Source organism: Thioalkalivibrio sp. HL-Eb18 (assembly GCF_000364985.1).
Taxonomy (GTDB): Bacteria; Pseudomonadota; Gammaproteobacteria; order Ectothiorhodospirales; family Ectothiorhodospiraceae; genus Thioalkalivibrio.
Window position 1 is genome coordinate 147,597 of the sequence record NZ_KB822960.1, and the last position, 14,269, is coordinate 161,865.

Here is a 14,269-nt window from a genome sequence, read left to right on the forward strand (position 1 = left end):
GTCAGAGTCCCCAGGTGTGGACCGGCGAGCCGGTGTTCTGCCAGCCGCGATAGGCGCGTACGAGACCGGACCAGTCTCGGCCGTGACGTTCGACCCAGTCGCGTTGCCACTGGGCCCCGGTCTGCCGCGTGGCGGTGCGCGCCGCGATGATTCCGAGCAGGCTGTTGGACTCGGCGGGGTCCACCCCCAGACGCTCGAGTCCCGCGGCGGCTCGGGGTAGGAGGTGCCGTCGGATCAGCCGGGGGGCCGGCTCCGGCTCCGCGTGTCCCCAGCGCAGCCGGGCGTCCAGTCCGTAGCGCGCGGCATTGTAGAAGTTGTCGCGTGCCTCCGAGAAGGGTGTGCCCAGTGTGCCGTCGGGCGATTCGTGAATCAGGTGCTCCGTCAGCCCCATCGCGAACGCCGTGTTCGCCAGCATGTCGATCAGTGTTGGCCCGGCCGGCAGGCAGCGGAACTCCAGGCGCAGGTTGCGGCGGCCGCGTTCGTCGATGCCCACGATGGGTCGTGTCCAGCGCCAGATCGTCCCGTTGTGCAGGGCCAGGTGCCGTAGCTCCCGCGGCGGGGCATCGAGCCTGGCCGGCAACAGGACCGGAAAGTGCTCCAGGTTCTCGGTAAAGAGTTCGCCGATCGAGTGATGCAGATAGCCCGTGCCAAAGGTCACGCGGCGAATCGGGCCGCGCGCGCTGTCGGCAAAGCCCCCCACCTCGACCGACTGCTCGAACACCGGGATACGGCTCTCGCACCACAGGTCATGACCGAACACGAACGGGGTATTGCCGGCCGCGGCCAGTACCGGGGCGCTGGCCACCAGGCTGGCGTTGTAGGCGCGGTGAGCGATCGCGGGACGCGTTTCCGTGTGGACCTGGAACGAGGTGGCCAGGGCCTCCAGCATCACGTCGCGGTGGGCGTGCTGCAGATGCTCGCGCCCGACGATATCGAGCTGAAGCGGTCGTTGCGCACGCTGTTCCAGCACTGCCGTATTCAGCGCGCGATAACGCGCCTGGGGCGACATGTGGTGCAGGCCGAGGTCCGCCGGCTGGAGAGTCGGGAGGGTGCCGGCCATCAGGAGTTCAGCCTGGTGGTGGCGTGCGGCGCGGCGCGCCTGGCGCAGGGTCTCGTTCAGCTCCGAGAGGATCGCGGCAAAGCACCCGGGGCCTATCTGGAAGACCGACGAGTTGAGTTCGAGGTTGAACTGGGCGAGTTCCAGCGTGGCCAGCGGGCTGTCCATGGATTCGAGGACCCCCTGGTTGACCGGCAGGGGGTGGCCGGCCGCGTCGCAAAGCCACGCCTCGATCTCGAACCCGAGCCGTGGCGGGGCCACCGGGCCATCCGACTGCTGTTCCAGCCATTCGTGCAGCAGCGCCGTCTCGCGGCCCAGGGCGGCGCGGAAGCGCTCGTAGTCCCTTGCGTCGAAGTGCTCGTCGGCGATCTCCTGGCCCAAAGTTAGTCCTCGTCTGGCGCGTCGTCGTAGAGGCTTTCCAGGAGGTCGCCCCAGACCTGTTCGTGCTGTTCGAGGAAGGTCAGCAGCGCCTTGCGAAAGGCCAGGTAGTCGGCCTCGAAGGCCGCGAAATCCTCGCCCCCGTTCAGCAGCTTCGCCGCACGGTCGGTCTGCTGCAGGCTGTCACGCAGGTTGAGTGCAGCCGCCATCGCCCCCTTCACGCGTTCACGTTCGTGCGGGATCCAGGCGCGGTCGGACAGCAGCGACCGCAGGTTCTCGCCCAGCTCCAGCAGGCGCTTGCGCAGACGGGGTACTGCCCCGATGGTCCCGGTCTTCAGGTCGCCCCAGACGGCATTGGTGATCAGACGTGACCAGCGCTCGCGCAGGTCACGGGTGGTCTCGGGGTCGAACGCAAAAGAGGCTTCCAGTTGTTGCGGATCGAAGGGCATTGGGTATCCTGAAGCTGGGATTCGGGACACAGTCCACAAAGGGGACGCTGTGTGGTCCGGAATAGCGCTGCGTTGGGTAGCGTCCTACAAGGTACAAGAACAAGCAAGGCCGCACGTACGGCCCTGCGGATGGAGGAAATACAACATGGCGACCTGGTTCGCACAGAGGCGGCTGCGCCAGAAGGTCTGTGACCTTCGACCGCAGATGTACCGCATGGCCTTTGCCTGGTGTCACGACGCCGCCCTGGCCGACGACCTGGTGCAGGAAGCGATGATGAAGGCCCTGACCCGGCTGAAATCGCTGAAGGACGAGAGCGCCCTGAAGGCCTGGGTGTTCCGTATCATGACCAACTGCTATCGGGACTGGGGGTGGCGGCAGAAGGATACGGTGGACGTGGACAGCATGGAGCTGCCCTGTGAGGACTGTCCGGAGATGCAGACCGAACGCAACCGGATGGTGTCGGATGTCCACCGTGCGATGGCGCAGCTGAGCGCGGATCACCGGCAGGTGGTGTCGCTTGTGGACCTGGAAGGGTTTGCATATTCGGAAGTCTCGGAGGTGCTGGATGTGCCGATCGGGACCGTAATGAGCCGCCTGAGCCGGGCTCGGGCGCAACTGAAAAAGGTGTTGTTGGAGCAGCAGGCCGACCAGGGGCAAGCGGCCGATGGACCCCATCTTCAGGTAGTGAGGAATCGGCATGGCTGAACACCGTCTCAATGCGCAGGATCGCCCCAGCGAGGAGATTCTCAATGCGTTCGTCGATGGCGAATTCTCGCCCGAGGATCGTCTCAATACACTGAAACTGATCTCTTCCAGCGAACGGCTGAGCCGCGAGGTCTGCGACATGCACCAGCTCAAGGAGCTGGTGGGCATGGCCTATCAGGACGTGCCCGTGGCCCAGTCCGATGCCGGGCGCTGCCGGATCCCTCGAGCCTCGCGCAGCCACTGGTTCCCGTCGATGGCGGCCGGGGTCGTGGCGCTGGTGCTGGGATCCCTGGCAGGTTACGAGATTACACGCGATGCCGGCTTCCTCGGCAGCGGCGAGCCGACCGCCTGGATCAGTGGTGATGCCGGCGAGACGGCGCAGATTGCCGGTCGTGATCAAACTGGCGGCTCTGCCCCGCAGGTCGTCGCGGCGACCGAGACCGACCAGATCCTGCTGCATATCAACGAGGCTGATCCGAAATCGATGGCCGAGCTGCTGGACGACATCGAGGCGATGTACCGCGACGCGGCGGCCGATGGCCGCGAGCTGAACGTGCAGGTCGTGGTGCACAACAACGCGATGGACTTCCTGCGCACGGACCGAGCCCCGTACCCCGAGCGGGTCGCTGCACTTAGCGAGGAATATTCGAGTCTGCGCTTCACGGCCTGTGCCCAGACCCTCGACCGCCTGGCGCGCGAGGAGGGGGGCACGGTGGACATCCTCCCGCAGGCCGAACAGATCGATTCCGGCGTAGCCGAGGCCGCGCGTCGCCAGGCCGAAGGCTGGATCTACATCAAGGTATGAACCTGGACGTCACGGGTAGACCCGAGGCCCCGCCCCGGAGATGAAACCACTCTCGTTTCTCGCGCGCCCCGGCTGGCTCCTGGCCGGGGCGCTTTTTCTCCTGTCGCTGGGGGGCACCTGGGCCCTGTTCTCGTCCGAGCGCGCCGGCGAGCTGGCCGAGGCCGACGACAAGCTGCAGGTGGTCTACCACATCAACGCCGATGACCCGGCCCTGCACCTCAACGCCCTGCGCAATCTGCAGAACCATATCGACGGGAGTGGTGTGGATCGCCTGGAGATCAAGGTTGTTATGCACGGTGGCGGGGTCAGCCTGCTGCAGCACGCCAAGGACGATCCTGACCTTCGCAGTACCGTGGACACTCTGAAGATGCAGGATGTGCGGTTCCTCGTCTGCGGCAACACCCTGGACAAGCGCGGCATCGCGCTGGACGATCTGCATGATGCCCAGCCCGAGGACCGTGTGCCCTCGGGAATCGGCGAGCTGACTCGGCTGCAGCGCGCGGGCTACACCTATATCAAGCCGTAATCGCGGCGCCGGTCGATATCCGCCTCCAGCGCCGCGAGGCGCTCGGGCGTGCCGATGTCGCGCCAGTCGCCCGCGTAGTGTTCTCCGCTCACCCGCCCGCCGTCGATGGCCTCGCGCAATAGGGGCCCCAGTGGGCGGCGCCCTTCGGGCAGGCCCGCGAACAGCGCGGGGTGATACCAGCCGATGCCGCTGAAGGTCAGCGGCGTGCCAGTATCCAGCGACACCCGCCCGCCGGACAGCCGAAAATCGCCCTCCGGGTGGTGCGGCGGGTTGTCCACCAGCACCAGGTGTGCGAGCAGGCCCCTTTCCGCGAGCACTGGTTGGGCGGGAGGGTGGAGCGGGTGCTCGCACCAGACGTCGCCATTGACCACCAGAAACGGCGCGTCGCCCAGCAGGGGAAGGGCCTGGCGGATGCCACCTGCGGTTTCCAGTGCCCCTTCCGGTTCCTCGGAGTACAACAGTCGCGTGCCTGCGTATTCGGCCCCCAGCGTCTCGCGGATCTGTGCGCCCAGGTGTGCGGTGTTGATTACCACTGTGCCGTAGCCGGCTCGGACCAGGCGCTCCAGGGTGTAGGTGATCAGCGGGCGCCCGGCGACCGGCAGCAGTGGCTTCGGGCAATGGTCGGTCAGCGGCCGCATGCGCTCGCCACGTCCGGCAGCCAGGATCATCGCGCGCATCAGGCGTGCTGCCTGTTCGTGTGGGCGGCGAACCAGCGAGCGACCGGCCCCAGTTCGGGGTGGCGCAGGCCCTGCTCCAGCAGCCCGTGCAGACGCGGCAGGTGCTCCAGATAGCGGGGCTTGCCGTCGCGTTCGGCGAGGCGCACGAAGATACCCAGGATCTTCACCGTGCGCTGCACGCCCAGCACGTGATAGTGCGCCATGAACGACGCGCGGGGAATGTCGGAGTTCGCCAGATAGTGCTCAAGGCCGCGGGTGACTGTGTCGGCCGAGACCTCGCGGCGCGCATCCTCCAGCAGCGAGACCACGTCATAGGCGGGGCTGCCGATGACCGCATCCTGGAAGTCCAGCAGCGCGCAGGCCTGCTCGTTGCCGGGAGGCAGCATCAGGTTGTCGACATGGAAATCACGCAGTACCAGGGTGTCAGGGAGGCTCGGCAGGGCATCCAGTACCTGATGCCAGGCGGCGTCGAAATCGGCACGCATGGGTTCCGGCATCGCCTGGTCGTTCAGTCGAGGCCAGTACCAGTCCGCGTACAGGGCCGTTTCTGCCAGCAGGCGCTCGCGGTCATAGGGGGGGATGTGATCAGCGCGGCCTTGCTCGGGCCAGCGCCGATGCAGCATGGCCAGTGTATCCAGGGCGCGCTGGTACAGCGGCCATTCGTCCGCCCCTTCAGCCAGGGCCTGGGTGAAGGTACGGTCCCCCAGGTCCTCCAGCAGCACAAAGCCCGAGTCGGCGTCGTGTTCGAGTATTCGGGGCGGCCGCAGCCCCAGGTTCTCCAGCAGCCGCGCAATCCGCACGAAGGGCCGGGTCGCCTCGCGTTCGGGCGGGGCGTCCATGATCACGACCGATACCCCGTCCCGCCGTGCGCGGAAATAGCGGCGAAAGCTCGCATCCGCACGCAGCAGCCGCAGATCCTCGAAATCCCCGGCCAGGGTTTCCAGCCACCGCTGCAGGGCCTGGGTGCGAGCGTCTGGCGTATTCATGCCGAGGGTTCCATGGCAATACGGGTCCCCGGTACGCGGACCACCTGTGTATCGAATCGCCCATCCGGGTGCAGATCCAGGATGCGGTAGCCGGCTTCCATGGCCGCATCCACGGCGAACGCTTCGGAGCCCGGCGTGAACTGCACGCAGGTCGAAGGGCAGCCTAGGAGCTCGATCGAACCCCGCCGGGTCCGGAAGTCCTGGTGGATGTGCCCGAACAGGCAGGCGCGTACCTGCGGATGGCGGTCAAGCACTGCGAACAGCGTCTCTGGCTCCAGCAGCCGCATCCGATCCATCCAGGCACTGCCGATGGTCACGGGCGGATGGTGCAGGGCGACGACGGTGGGGCGGTCCGGATCAGCCGCCAGGCTTCGCTCCAGACGCTCGCACTCTGCCGCGTCCAGACGTCCGGCCGCCTCGCCGGGGGTGCTGGAATCCAGGCCGATCAGTTTCCAGGGCCCCAGTATTATCTCGCCATGGACCTGGCAGGTTCCGGGCTCCAGCGCCGCGCGCAGGGTGTTCGAATCGTCGTGGTTGCCGGCGAGCGCGAGCATCGGTTCGTGTCGCGCGCGCAGCAGCTTCGTCAGCCGCGCGTAGGTGACGGGTTCCGGGTCCTCGGCCAGATCGCCGCTCAGCAGCAGGACATCCGCCGCCGGTTCCCGGGGCAGGGCATCGAGGATTCGCTCCAGCTGGGTGTCGCTGTCCGGATATCCGGCCCGGATCGGGCCAGGGTCGCGGCCCAGGTGGGTGTCACTGATCTGGATCAGGCGCTGCGTGGTTCTCATGGTGTGCATGGATTCCCATGAAGTCCGGCGATAGTTGCGCGGCGTTTGCCGTGCGTGCGGGGAAGTGCCCTATACTGGATCGGGTGTACCTGTCGTCGTGCCGGGTCCGTTCCGACATGGGGTCGGAAGACGGTCCGGCGAGGGGCCAATATGAGCCAAGAAGCCGAAACCATCCTGGAGTCCGGGTATCGTCCGTCCGAGGACGAACCCTACATGAATCCGCGTCAGCTGGACTACTTTCGCGCCAAGCTCGAAGCCTGGCGTGCCGAGCTGATCGAGGAGTCCGAGCAGACGCTCGAGCACCTGCGCACCGAGAGCTGGCAGGAACCGGACCCCAACGACCGCGCGACCCACGAGGCCGACGCCGGGCTGGAGCTGCGGACGCGGGATCGCTACCGCAAGCTGCTGAACAAGATCGATGCGGCCCTGGCGCGTATTGATCTGGGTGAATACGGCTACTGTGAGGAGACGGGGGAGCCGATCGGGATCGCCCGCCTGGAGGCCCGTCCGATCGCGACCCTGAGCGTGGCGGCCCAGGAGGCCCATGAACGCAACGAGGCGCGTTTCGGTCAGTAGACAGGGGCGCAGCTGGAAGACGCATGGCGGACTGGTTTCTGGCGCAGGAGCCGATTATTCGAATCGGCATCCTGTTGTCCGTTCTGGCGATCATGGCGACCTGGGAGATCCTGGGGCCGCGGCGTCCCCTGTCGGTGGGCAAGGCCTATCGCTGGTCGAACAACTGGGGTGTGGTGATTACCGGCACGCTGCTGACCCGGTTCCTGTTTCCGGCGGGGCTGGTGGGTCTGGGGCTGTTTGTCGAGACCCAGGGCTGGGGACTGCTGCAGGTGCTGGATCTGCCCTTCTGGCTGGTCGTCCTGATTGCGGTCGTGGTCCTCGATTTCGCGATCTGGGCGCAGCATGTGATGTTTCATGCCATCCCGTCGCTGTGGCGGCTGCATCGCATGCACCACGCGGATCTCGACTTCGACTTGACCACTGGCCTGCGCTTCCACCCGCTGGAGATCCTGCTGTCGTTCGGTATCAAGGCCATGGTGGTGGTCGCAATCGGCGCCCCGGCCCTGGCGGTGCTGATCTTCGAAGTGATCCTCAGTTCGCTGGCCCTGTTCAACCACTCCAATGTGCGCATGCCGGCGGCGGTGGACCGGGTGCTGCGCTGGTTCGTCGTCACGCCGGACTTTCACCGCGTCCACCACTCCTGGTATCCGCACGAGACCAACTCCAACTTTGGATTCAATCTCTCGCTCTGGGACCGGATCATGGGGACCTACCGCGCGCAGCCGCAGGACGGGCATGACGGCATGACCATCGGGCTCAACCAGTTCCGTGACCCCGCCTGGGAGCGGCTCGACCGCATGCTGATCCAGCCCTTCGTCGGGCCCGCCGACAGCTATCCGATCAATCGCCGGCCCGAAACCGAGGGGGATTCGAACGAGGAGGTCACCCGCCGTCGCCGCTGACGACGCTGTTGCGGCAGGCAGCAGAGGTCAGGGCTGGAGCCGCTTCGTGTAGACCCGGGAGTTTCGCGCCTGGTTGTAGTGTGCGCGCCGCTCGGGTGGCAGATCATCGACCCGACCGGTCGTGTAGCCGCGCTCCTGGAACCACTGCGCGGTGCGGGTCGTCAGCACGAACAGCTGTCGGGCTCCCTGTTCCCGCGCCAGTGACTCCATCGCCGCCAGCAGGCGGTCGCCCCGGCCGCTGCCGCGATAGTCGGCGTGCAGGGCCAGACAGGCGATCTCCGCCGCCTCCTCGCCAAACGGATACAGCGCGGCGGTGCCGATGATCAGACCGTCGGCATCCAGCACCTGGAAGCGCTCGATCTCCAGTTCCAGGTGCTCGCGCGCGCGATGGACCAGGATGCCCTCGGCCTCCAGCGGCTGCAGCAGGGCATGGATACCGCCGACATCGTCGATCGTTGCCTGACGCAGCCTTTCCAGCGGTTCGCGCGAGACCAGCGTGCCGATTCCCTGGCGGGTGAACAGCTCGATCAGCAGCCCGCCATCGTCATGACGGTCCACCAGGTGCACGCGCATCTCGCGCTGGCGGCAGGCATCGATCGCGCTCTTGAGGTGATTGGCCAGCTCCTCCGGCAGATCGTCCGACTCTGCCAGGAGCCGTTCCGCGGCGGGCACGGTCAGCTGGCCCAGAACCCCGTGTTGCGGGTCGCGCAGGACCCCCGCCTCGGTCAGGAAAATCAGCTTGTCCGCGTTCAGGGCGATCGCGACCTGGGTCGCCACGTCCTCGCCGGAGAGGTTGAACACCTCGCCGGTGGGCGAGTAGCCCAGCGGCGAGACCAGCGCCACCTGTTCCCGGTCCAGCAGGTTGCGCAGGGCCTCGGTATCGACCCCGCGTACCTCGCCGGTGTAATGAAAGTCCACGCCGCCGCGCACGCCGAGGGGGCGCGCGGTGACGAAATTGCCGCTGGCCACGCGCAGTCGCGCATTGCCGGTGCCCGGTTGGCCCAGGCTGCGCGAGAGCAGCCCCTCGATCTGCAGGCGCAGCCGGCCGACCGCATCCAGCACGGCCTCCAGCGCCGGTGCGTCGGTGACCCGCAGGCCCTCCGCGTATTGCGGCGTCAGACCGCGCTCGGCGAGCCGGGCCTCAATCTGCGGGCGGACGCCATAGACCAGCACTACGCGCACACCGAGGGCGTGCAGCTTGGCGATATCGCGCATCAGCTCCGGGAATTCCGGTGCCAGCGCGGCCTCGCCGGCCAGCGCGATGACCATGGTCCGACCCCGGTGCGCGGCGATATACGGCACCGCCCCGCGGAACCAGTCGAGTTCCGAGGGGTGCGGGGCCGCCCGGGTTTCGCTGGGCGCGCCGGGCGTGGCACTGGCGGTGGCGGGAGGGTTCACGGGCGTGTCCGCGCGCGGATGGGCTTGTCGGACAGTGTAGGGAAAGCGCGCGCCGGGCGCATCAGTGCGAGATCTGAGCTATTTCTTGCCCAGCGCGCACGGGAGGTCGTCGATCCGGTCGCCGGCGCTGACATCGTTTTCCGCGAACCAGCCCGCGTTGACCTCCAGCGCGTAGAGCACGTCGCGCTCGGCTTCGTGCAGGGTGGTGGTCTGCGGCTCCATGGTCTCGATGTTGGTGATGCGGTAGTCGGTATCGATGAACGCGACGTCCAGCGGGATGTAGGTGTTGCGCATCCACATCGCGTAACGCGCCGGGCGGTCCCAGACGAACAGCATCCCGCGGTCGTCGGCCAGTTCCTCGCGGTACATCAGGCCCTGACGGCGGGCCGGCTCGTTGGCGGCGATCTTGATGGTCAGCGTGCGCTCGCCGACCTTGAGTTCGGCGACGGGCAGGCCGGAACCGGCCTGGGCCGCGCCCCACAGCAGCAGGACCCCCAGCAAAGCTGCGCCCGCCACGAGGGCGGGCGCGATACGCGGGAATGAGCGCATCTGGCCTGTTGCCGGCTAGTCGCCGCTCATGCGTCCCACGGCGCAGCTGGCGAAGGACTTGGCCTTGGCGCTGGCGGAGCGCAGACCGGAGACCGAGCCCACCTCGGGGTAGCCCATGCTGGCCAGCTTCGCGGCGACCGCCTCGCGGGCGCTGTCCGGGGCCTGGACCTCCACGGCGCCGCCTTCCACGTCGACCTTGGCTTCAGTGACGCCTTCGACCTGCATCAGGCCCTTGCGGATGGAGCTGGCACAGCCGCCGCACTTGATGTTCTCGACCTCGATTTTCATTGCCTGGACCTCGGGATACTGGGGTTTGTACGACTCATTATGTACGATTCCGCTTCTGCATAAACGTTCACGAGACCCGATCATGCCCGTCTACCGTTCTCGCACCACCACCCACGGCCGCAACATGGCCGGCGCCCGCGCCCTGTGGCGCGCCACCGGCATGAAGGATGGCGACTTCGGCAAGCCGATCATCGCCATTGCCAATTCCTTCACCCAGTTCGTGCCCGGGCACGTGCACCTGAAGGATCTGGGCCAGCTGGTCGCCGGCGAGGTGGAAAAGGCCGGAGGCGTGGCCAAGGAGTTCAACACCATCGCGGTGGATGACGGCATCGCGATGGGCCACGGCGGGATGCTCTATTCGCTGCCCTCGCGCGAGATCATCGCCGATTCGGTCGAGTACATGGTCAATGCCCACTGCGCCGACGCGCTGGTGTGCATCTCCAACTGCGACAAGATTACCCCCGGGATGCTGATGGCCGCGATGCGCCTGAACATCCCGGTGGTGTTCGTCTCCGGCGGCCCGATGGAGGCCGGCAAGGTGAAGGTCCCGGGCAGTGACAACGTGATCCACCTCGACCTGGTGGATGCGATGGTCAAGGCCGCTGACTCCAGCGCCAGCGACGAGGAGGTGGAGGCCATCGAGCGCTCCGCCTGCCCGACCTGTGGTTCCTGCTCCGGCATGTTCACCGCCAACTCGATGAACTGCCTGACCGAGGCCCTGGGCCTGTCGCTGCCGGGCAACGGCTCGCTGCTGGCCACCCACGCCGGGCGCAAGTCGTTGTTCGAACAGGCCGGTCGACGCGTGGTCGAGCTTGCGAAGCGCTATTACGAGCAGGATGACGAATCCGTGCTGCCGCGTTCGATCGCCACCTTCGAGGCCTTCGAGAACGCGATGAGCCTGGACATCGCGATGGGCGGCTCCACCAACACCGTGCTGCACCTGCTGGCGGCCGCGCGCGAGGGCGAGGTCGACTTCACCATGGCGGACATCGACCGCCTGTCGCGCAAGGTGCCGAACCTGTGCAAGGTGGCCCCGGCCACTCAGCTCTATCACATGGAGGACGTGCACCGCGCCGGGGGCGTGGTCGGCATCCTCGCCGAGCTGGACCGCGGCGGACTGATCCACCGCGATGTCCCGACGGTCCACGCCGACACCATGGGCCAGGCGCTGGAGCAGTGGGACGTGATGCGCCACGCCGCTGCCTCCGAGACCCTGTACAAGGCTGCGCCGGGCGGCGTGCCCACGCAGGTCGCGTTCAGCCAGGACAAGACCTGGGACAGCCTGGATATCGACCGCGAGAACGGCTGCATTCGGGACATCGAACACGCCTACTCGCAGGACGGCGGCCTGGCCGTGCTCTACGGCAACATGGCCCCGGACGGCTGCATCGTGAAGACCGCGGGCGTCGACGAGAGCATCCTGAAGTTCTCCGGGCCGGCGCGTGTGTTCGAGAGCCAGGACGCGGCCGTCGAGGCGATCCTCGGCGATCAGGTGCAGGCCGGTGATGTCGTGATCATCCGCTACGAGGGCCCGAAGGGCGGTCCCGGGATGCAGGAGATGCTCTACCCGACCTCGTATCTGAAGTCCAAGGGGCTGGGCAAGGAATGCGCGCTGATCACCGACGGGCGCTTCTCCGGCGGCACCTCCGGGCTGTCCATCGGCCACGTCTCCCCGGAGGCCGCGCAGGGCGGCGCGATCGGCCTGATCGAGGAGGGCGACACCATCGTGATCGACATCCCCGGGCGCGAGATCCGCATCGACGTCGACGACGCCACCCTGGCGGCCCGGCGCGAGGCGATGGAGGCCCGCGGCGCGAAGGCCTGGAAGCCCGAGTCGCGGAACCGCCCGGTCTCCCAGGCCCTGCGTGCCTACGCCTTGATGACGACCTCCGCCGCCTTCGGCGCGGTGCGCGACATCTCCCGCTTCGAGGACTGACCAAGGGCCACCGGCAGGGTCGCGGGTCTAGGTCGTAGGATGCGTTGAGCGATAGCGAAACGCATCATGCTTGTTATTGGTGTCCGAATCGATGCGTTTCGCTTTGCTCAACGCATCCTGCGGTTCTGCGCTACGGTCGGGATGACCGAGTCGGCGAGAACCAAACGACCGAACCACAGGGAGGTGGGGATGGCGATTACCGACTGGCCCGCGGCCGAGCGCCCGCGGGAGAAACTGATTGAACGCGGCGCGGCTGCGCTTTCGGATGCGGAACTGCTGGCGATCTTTCTGCGCACCGGCGTGGCCGGCAAGAGTGCGGTCGATGTCGCGCGCGATCTGCTCAGCCGTTTCGGCGGGCTGCGGCCCCTGCTGCAGGCCGATCAGGCGGGCTTCTGCGCGGCACCGGGGCTGGGGGATGCCAAGTATGCCCAGCTGCAGGCGGTGCTCGAGATGGGGCGGCGGCACCTGGCGGCCGACCTGGAACGTGGCGATGCGCTGACCTCGCCGACCGCCACCCGCCAGTTCCTCGCAGCGCGCCTGCGCGACTATCCCTTCGAGGTCTTCGCGGTCCTGTTTCTGGACAACCGCCACCGGGTGATCGCCTTCGAGGAGCTGTTCCGCGGCACAATTGACGGCGCCGCTGTGCACCCACGCGAGGTCGTGCGCCGCGTGCTGCATCACAACGCGGCCGCGGTGATCCTGGCCCACAACCACCCGTCCGGGGTGGCCGAGCCCTCGCGCTCGGATATCGCAATCACCCGGCGTTTGACCGAGGCCCTGGGGCTGGTGGATGTGCGGGTCCTCGATCACGTGGTGATTGCCGACGCCCCGATATCCATGGCCGAACGGGGGCTCCTGTAGCGTTCGGGAGGCTCGGGTGAATTAATGCGCCAGGCGCCGCCAGAGGGTCTCGATGGGCCCGGCGCCGACGTAGCGCTGCCACAGCAGGGAGAAGGTGACCTGCACGGCCCAGATCACCAGTACGATGCCGAGCAGTTCGAGGTGGCCGAATTGCGAGAACAGGCCCAGCCCGATCCCGTAGAAGATCATCGCGGCCAGGATCGACTGGCCGATGTAGTTGGTCAGCGCGAGGCGGCCGACCGCCTCAAGGGCGTGGATGACGCCGGGCAGGATCCGCCGACGCCCGTCGGGGTGGGCCAGCAGGATGACCAGGGACACCCAGGCCAGGGCGATCGCGACACTGCCCCACAGATTCGCGATGCGGCCCAGGAACATCGAGTAGCGCAGATCCCACTCCACGGCCGTGTTGAACCACAACCCCGCCAGTACCAGCGGGATGCCGATGCCCAGTCCGAGCAGCACGACGCGCCGATAGCCGGCCAGCGACCAGCTCCCGTGAAGGAAGCCGAGCCGCAGCAGGGCCATGCCGATGAACATCATCGCGAGCATCTGCCACAGGCGCTCGGAAAAAAACATCCACAACTGAGCCGTCAGTGCACCGGTCGCCCGCTCGCCGGTCGCCGCCAGCCAGTGCAGGGACATCCGGTTGAGCTCGTCGCTGACGACATCGGCGCCGGGCTGCCAGTAGCGTTCGTTGAGCGTCTGCAGCCAGTGCTCGGGAACAAGGAAGATCAGGATCGCGCTCAGCACGAGCCAGAGCGCGGTCAGCCCGCCGATCAGCGCGACCCCGAGGCCCAGCAGCGTCATCGGCGGGTGGTCGCGAAAGTGCATGGCCACCAGCCCGCACACCGCATAGGCCGCGAGGATGTCGCCGGGCCACAGGATCAGCCCGTGTGCCAGCCCGATCAGGAACAGCCAGCCCATGCGGCGGCGAAAGCGCTGTTCGAAGGTGTCGGCCGGATGGCGCGAGCCCGAGGCCATCAGCACGATCCCGGCACCAAACAGCAGGGTCAGCATGCTGATGAATTTCTCGTCCGCCAGCACGTGGACCACGACCCAGGTGACCCAGTCTCCCAGCGGGAGGGGGCCCAGTGCCATTGGATTTATGTATTCGCTCGAGATGCGCCCGAAGGACTGGATGTTCATCACCAGGATGCCGAGGATCGCGACCCCGCGCAGTACATCCAGAACGATCACGCGTTCCGGTGCGGACGGGGACGTATTGGCGGGCAGGGTCCGGGCCATGGAGTGAGCCATTCCGTGCTGTGCGGCCCTTAGGTGGCCGGACGGAAGGCATCGTCGGCCGGGTCAGGGCAGGTTGGCCCTGCAGGATAGGCGATGGTGCCCGGGGGCGTTCAAGGCCCCCGGGGCACTCGGGGCAATGGCGCGC

General features: G+C 67.2%; 16 protein-coding genes. 7 read left to right on the forward strand and 9 right to left on the reverse strand.

Annotated elements, in window-relative coordinates; translation table 11 throughout:
• Nucleotide 1: 1 nt before the first annotated feature.
• Both F813_RS0100730 and F813_RS0100735 read right to left on the reverse strand, forming a co-directional pair.
• Nucleotides 2-1,438, reverse strand: a complete 1,437-nt coding sequence (locus F813_RS0100730) for a glutamate--cysteine ligase GCS2 (RefSeq protein WP_017925182.1) — start codon at nt 1,436-1,438, stop codon at nt 2-4.
• Nucleotides 1,439-1,440: 2 nt separating this feature from the next.
• Entirely contained in the window at nt 1,441-1,884 is a 444-nt protein-coding gene (locus F813_RS0100735) for a hypothetical protein (protein ID WP_017925183.1), read from the reverse strand.
• Between the two features lie 145 nt (nt 1,885-2,029).
• Here F813_RS0100735 and F813_RS0100740 point away from each other — a divergent pair, with 145 nt between their 5' ends.
• The 3 genes from F813_RS0100740 to F813_RS0100750 are packed head-to-tail and all read left to right on the forward strand — an operon-like array spanning nt 2,030 to nt 3,921.
• Nucleotides 2,030-2,590 (forward strand): RNA polymerase sigma factor, encoded by a 561-nt coding sequence (locus tag F813_RS0100740; protein WP_017925184.1) that lies wholly within the window; start codon nt 2,030-2,032, stop codon nt 2,588-2,590.
• Nucleotides 2,583-3,395: a hypothetical protein gene (locus F813_RS0100745; protein ID WP_017925185.1), complete on the forward strand. Its 813-nt coding sequence runs from the start codon at nt 2,583-2,585 to the stop codon at nt 3,393-3,395. Before F813_RS0100740 ends, F813_RS0100745 begins: the two co-directional genes overlap by 8 nt.
• Nucleotides 3,396-3,435: 40 nt before the next feature.
• Complete coding sequence (locus F813_RS0100750) at nt 3,436-3,921, forward strand: DsrE family protein (RefSeq protein WP_017925186.1); 486 nt, start codon at nt 3,436-3,438, stop codon at nt 3,919-3,921.
• Here the strand turns inward: F813_RS0100750 and murU are convergent.
• The 3 genes from murU to F813_RS0100765 are packed head-to-tail and all read right to left on the reverse strand — an operon-like array spanning nt 3,906 to nt 6,378.
• A complete protein-coding gene (gene murU / locus F813_RS0100755; RefSeq protein ID WP_017925187.1) occupies nt 3,906-4,598 on the reverse strand; it encodes an N-acetylmuramate alpha-1-phosphate uridylyltransferase MurU in 693 nt (230 codons plus the stop codon). The two genes, F813_RS0100750 and murU, sit on opposite strands and share 16 nt — an antisense overlap.
• Nucleotides 4,598-5,584, reverse strand: a complete 987-nt coding sequence (locus tag F813_RS0100760; RefSeq protein ID WP_017925188.1) for an aminoglycoside phosphotransferase family protein — start codon at nt 5,582-5,584, stop codon at nt 4,598-4,600. Before F813_RS0100760 ends, murU begins: the two co-directional genes overlap by 1 nt.
• Nucleotides 5,581-6,378 carry a phosphodiesterase gene (locus F813_RS0100765; protein ID WP_017925189.1) on the reverse strand — a complete coding sequence of 266 codons (798 nt, stop codon included), beginning with the start codon at nt 6,376-6,378 and terminating at the stop codon, nt 5,581-5,583. The genes F813_RS0100760 and F813_RS0100765 overlap by 4 nt, the downstream gene beginning before the upstream one ends.
• Before the next feature lie 141 nt (nt 6,379-6,519).
• Here F813_RS0100765 and dksA point away from each other — a divergent pair, with 141 nt between their 5' ends.
• Both dksA and F813_RS0100775 read left to right on the forward strand, forming a co-directional pair.
• Entirely contained in the window at nt 6,520-6,945 is a 426-nt protein-coding gene (gene dksA, locus F813_RS0100770) for an RNA polymerase-binding protein DksA (protein WP_012983659.1), read from the forward strand.
• 23 nt (nt 6,946-6,968) lie between these two features.
• Nucleotides 6,969-7,847, forward strand: coding sequence for a sterol desaturase family protein (locus tag F813_RS0100775; protein WP_017925190.1), 879 nt, complete (start codon nt 6,969-6,971; stop codon nt 7,845-7,847).
• 27 nt (nt 7,848-7,874) lie between these two features.
• Here F813_RS0100775 and argA read toward each other — a convergent pair whose 3' ends face one another.
• The 3 genes from argA to F813_RS0100790 form a co-directional block, all read right to left on the reverse strand.
• Entirely contained in the window at nt 7,875-9,245 is a 1,371-nt protein-coding gene (argA, locus tag F813_RS0100780) for an amino-acid N-acetyltransferase (RefSeq protein WP_081601266.1), read from the reverse strand.
• A gap of 78 nt (nt 9,246-9,323) precedes the next feature.
• Nucleotides 9,324-9,794 (reverse strand): DUF192 domain-containing protein, encoded by a 471-nt coding sequence (locus tag F813_RS0100785; protein ID WP_017925192.1) that lies wholly within the window; start codon nt 9,792-9,794, stop codon nt 9,324-9,326.
• A gap of 15 nt (nt 9,795-9,809) precedes the next feature.
• On the reverse strand, nt 9,810-10,082 hold the full coding sequence (locus F813_RS0100790; protein WP_017925193.1) for a heavy-metal-associated domain-containing protein: 273 nt from the start codon (nt 10,080-10,082) through the stop codon (nt 9,810-9,812).
• 82 nt (nt 10,083-10,164) lie between these two features.
• Between F813_RS0100790 and ilvD the strand changes: the two genes are divergently transcribed.
• Together ilvD and radC are read left to right on the forward strand one after the other, a co-directional pair.
• Complete coding sequence (gene ilvD, locus F813_RS0100795) at nt 10,165-12,018, forward strand: dihydroxy-acid dehydratase (protein ID WP_017925194.1); 1,854 nt, start codon at nt 10,165-10,167, stop codon at nt 12,016-12,018.
• A gap of 189 nt (nt 12,019-12,207) precedes the next feature.
• Complete coding sequence (radC, locus tag F813_RS0100800) at nt 12,208-12,879, forward strand: DNA repair protein RadC (protein ID WP_017925195.1); 672 nt, start codon at nt 12,208-12,210, stop codon at nt 12,877-12,879.
• Between the two features lie 21 nt (nt 12,880-12,900).
• Here radC and F813_RS0100805 read toward each other — a convergent pair whose 3' ends face one another.
• The gene (locus F813_RS0100805) at nt 12,901-14,124 is read right to left on the reverse strand and encodes a DUF418 domain-containing protein (protein ID WP_017925196.1); all 1,224 of its coding nucleotides are present in this window, start codon (nt 14,122-14,124) and stop codon (nt 12,901-12,903) included.
• Nucleotides 14,125-14,269: the final 145 nt, after the last annotated feature.

What these genes read in the sequence shown, in the direction of transcription:
- F813_RS0100760 (WP_017925188.1), bottom strand. Translation starts at nt 5,584, where the DNA reads ATGAATACGCCAGACGCTCGCACCCAGGCCCTGCAGCGGTGGCTGGAA.
- F813_RS0100735 (WP_017925183.1), bottom strand. Translation starts at nt 1,884, where the DNA reads ATGCCCTTCGATCCGCAACAACTGGAAGCCTCTTTTGCGTTCGACCCC.
- F813_RS0100740 (WP_017925184.1), top strand. Translation starts at nt 2,030, where the DNA reads ATGGCGACCTGGTTCGCACAGAGGCGGCTGCGCCAGAAGGTCTGTGAC.
- F813_RS0100745 (WP_017925185.1), top strand. Translation starts at nt 2,583, where the DNA reads ATGGCTGAACACCGTCTCAATGCGCAGGATCGCCCCAGCGAGGAGATT.
- F813_RS0100750 (WP_017925186.1), top strand. Translation starts at nt 3,436, where the DNA reads ATGAAACCACTCTCGTTTCTCGCGCGCCCCGGCTGGCTCCTGGCCGGG.
- ilvD (WP_017925194.1), top strand. Translation starts at nt 10,165, where the DNA reads ATGCCCGTCTACCGTTCTCGCACCACCACCCACGGCCGCAACATGGCC.
- F813_RS0100785 (WP_017925192.1), bottom strand. Translation starts at nt 9,794, where the DNA reads ATGCGCTCATTCCCGCGTATCGCGCCCGCCCTCGTGGCGGGCGCAGCT.
- F813_RS0100805 (WP_017925196.1), bottom strand. Translation starts at nt 14,124, where the DNA reads ATGGCCCGGACCCTGCCCGCCAATACGTCCCCGTCCGCACCGGAACGC.
- F813_RS0100765 (WP_017925189.1), bottom strand. Translation starts at nt 6,378, where the DNA reads ATGCACACCATGAGAACCACGCAGCGCCTGATCCAGATCAGTGACACC.
- radC (WP_017925195.1), top strand. Translation starts at nt 12,208, where the DNA reads ATGGCGATTACCGACTGGCCCGCGGCCGAGCGCCCGCGGGAGAAACTG.
- dksA (WP_012983659.1), top strand. Translation starts at nt 6,520, where the DNA reads ATGAGCCAAGAAGCCGAAACCATCCTGGAGTCCGGGTATCGTCCGTCC.
- F813_RS0100775 (WP_017925190.1), top strand. Translation starts at nt 6,969, where the DNA reads ATGGCGGACTGGTTTCTGGCGCAGGAGCCGATTATTCGAATCGGCATC.
- F813_RS0100790 (WP_017925193.1), bottom strand. Translation starts at nt 10,082, where the DNA reads ATGAAAATCGAGGTCGAGAACATCAAGTGCGGCGGCTGTGCCAGCTCC.
- murU (WP_017925187.1), bottom strand. Translation starts at nt 4,598, where the DNA reads ATGCGCGCGATGATCCTGGCTGCCGGACGTGGCGAGCGCATGCGGCCG.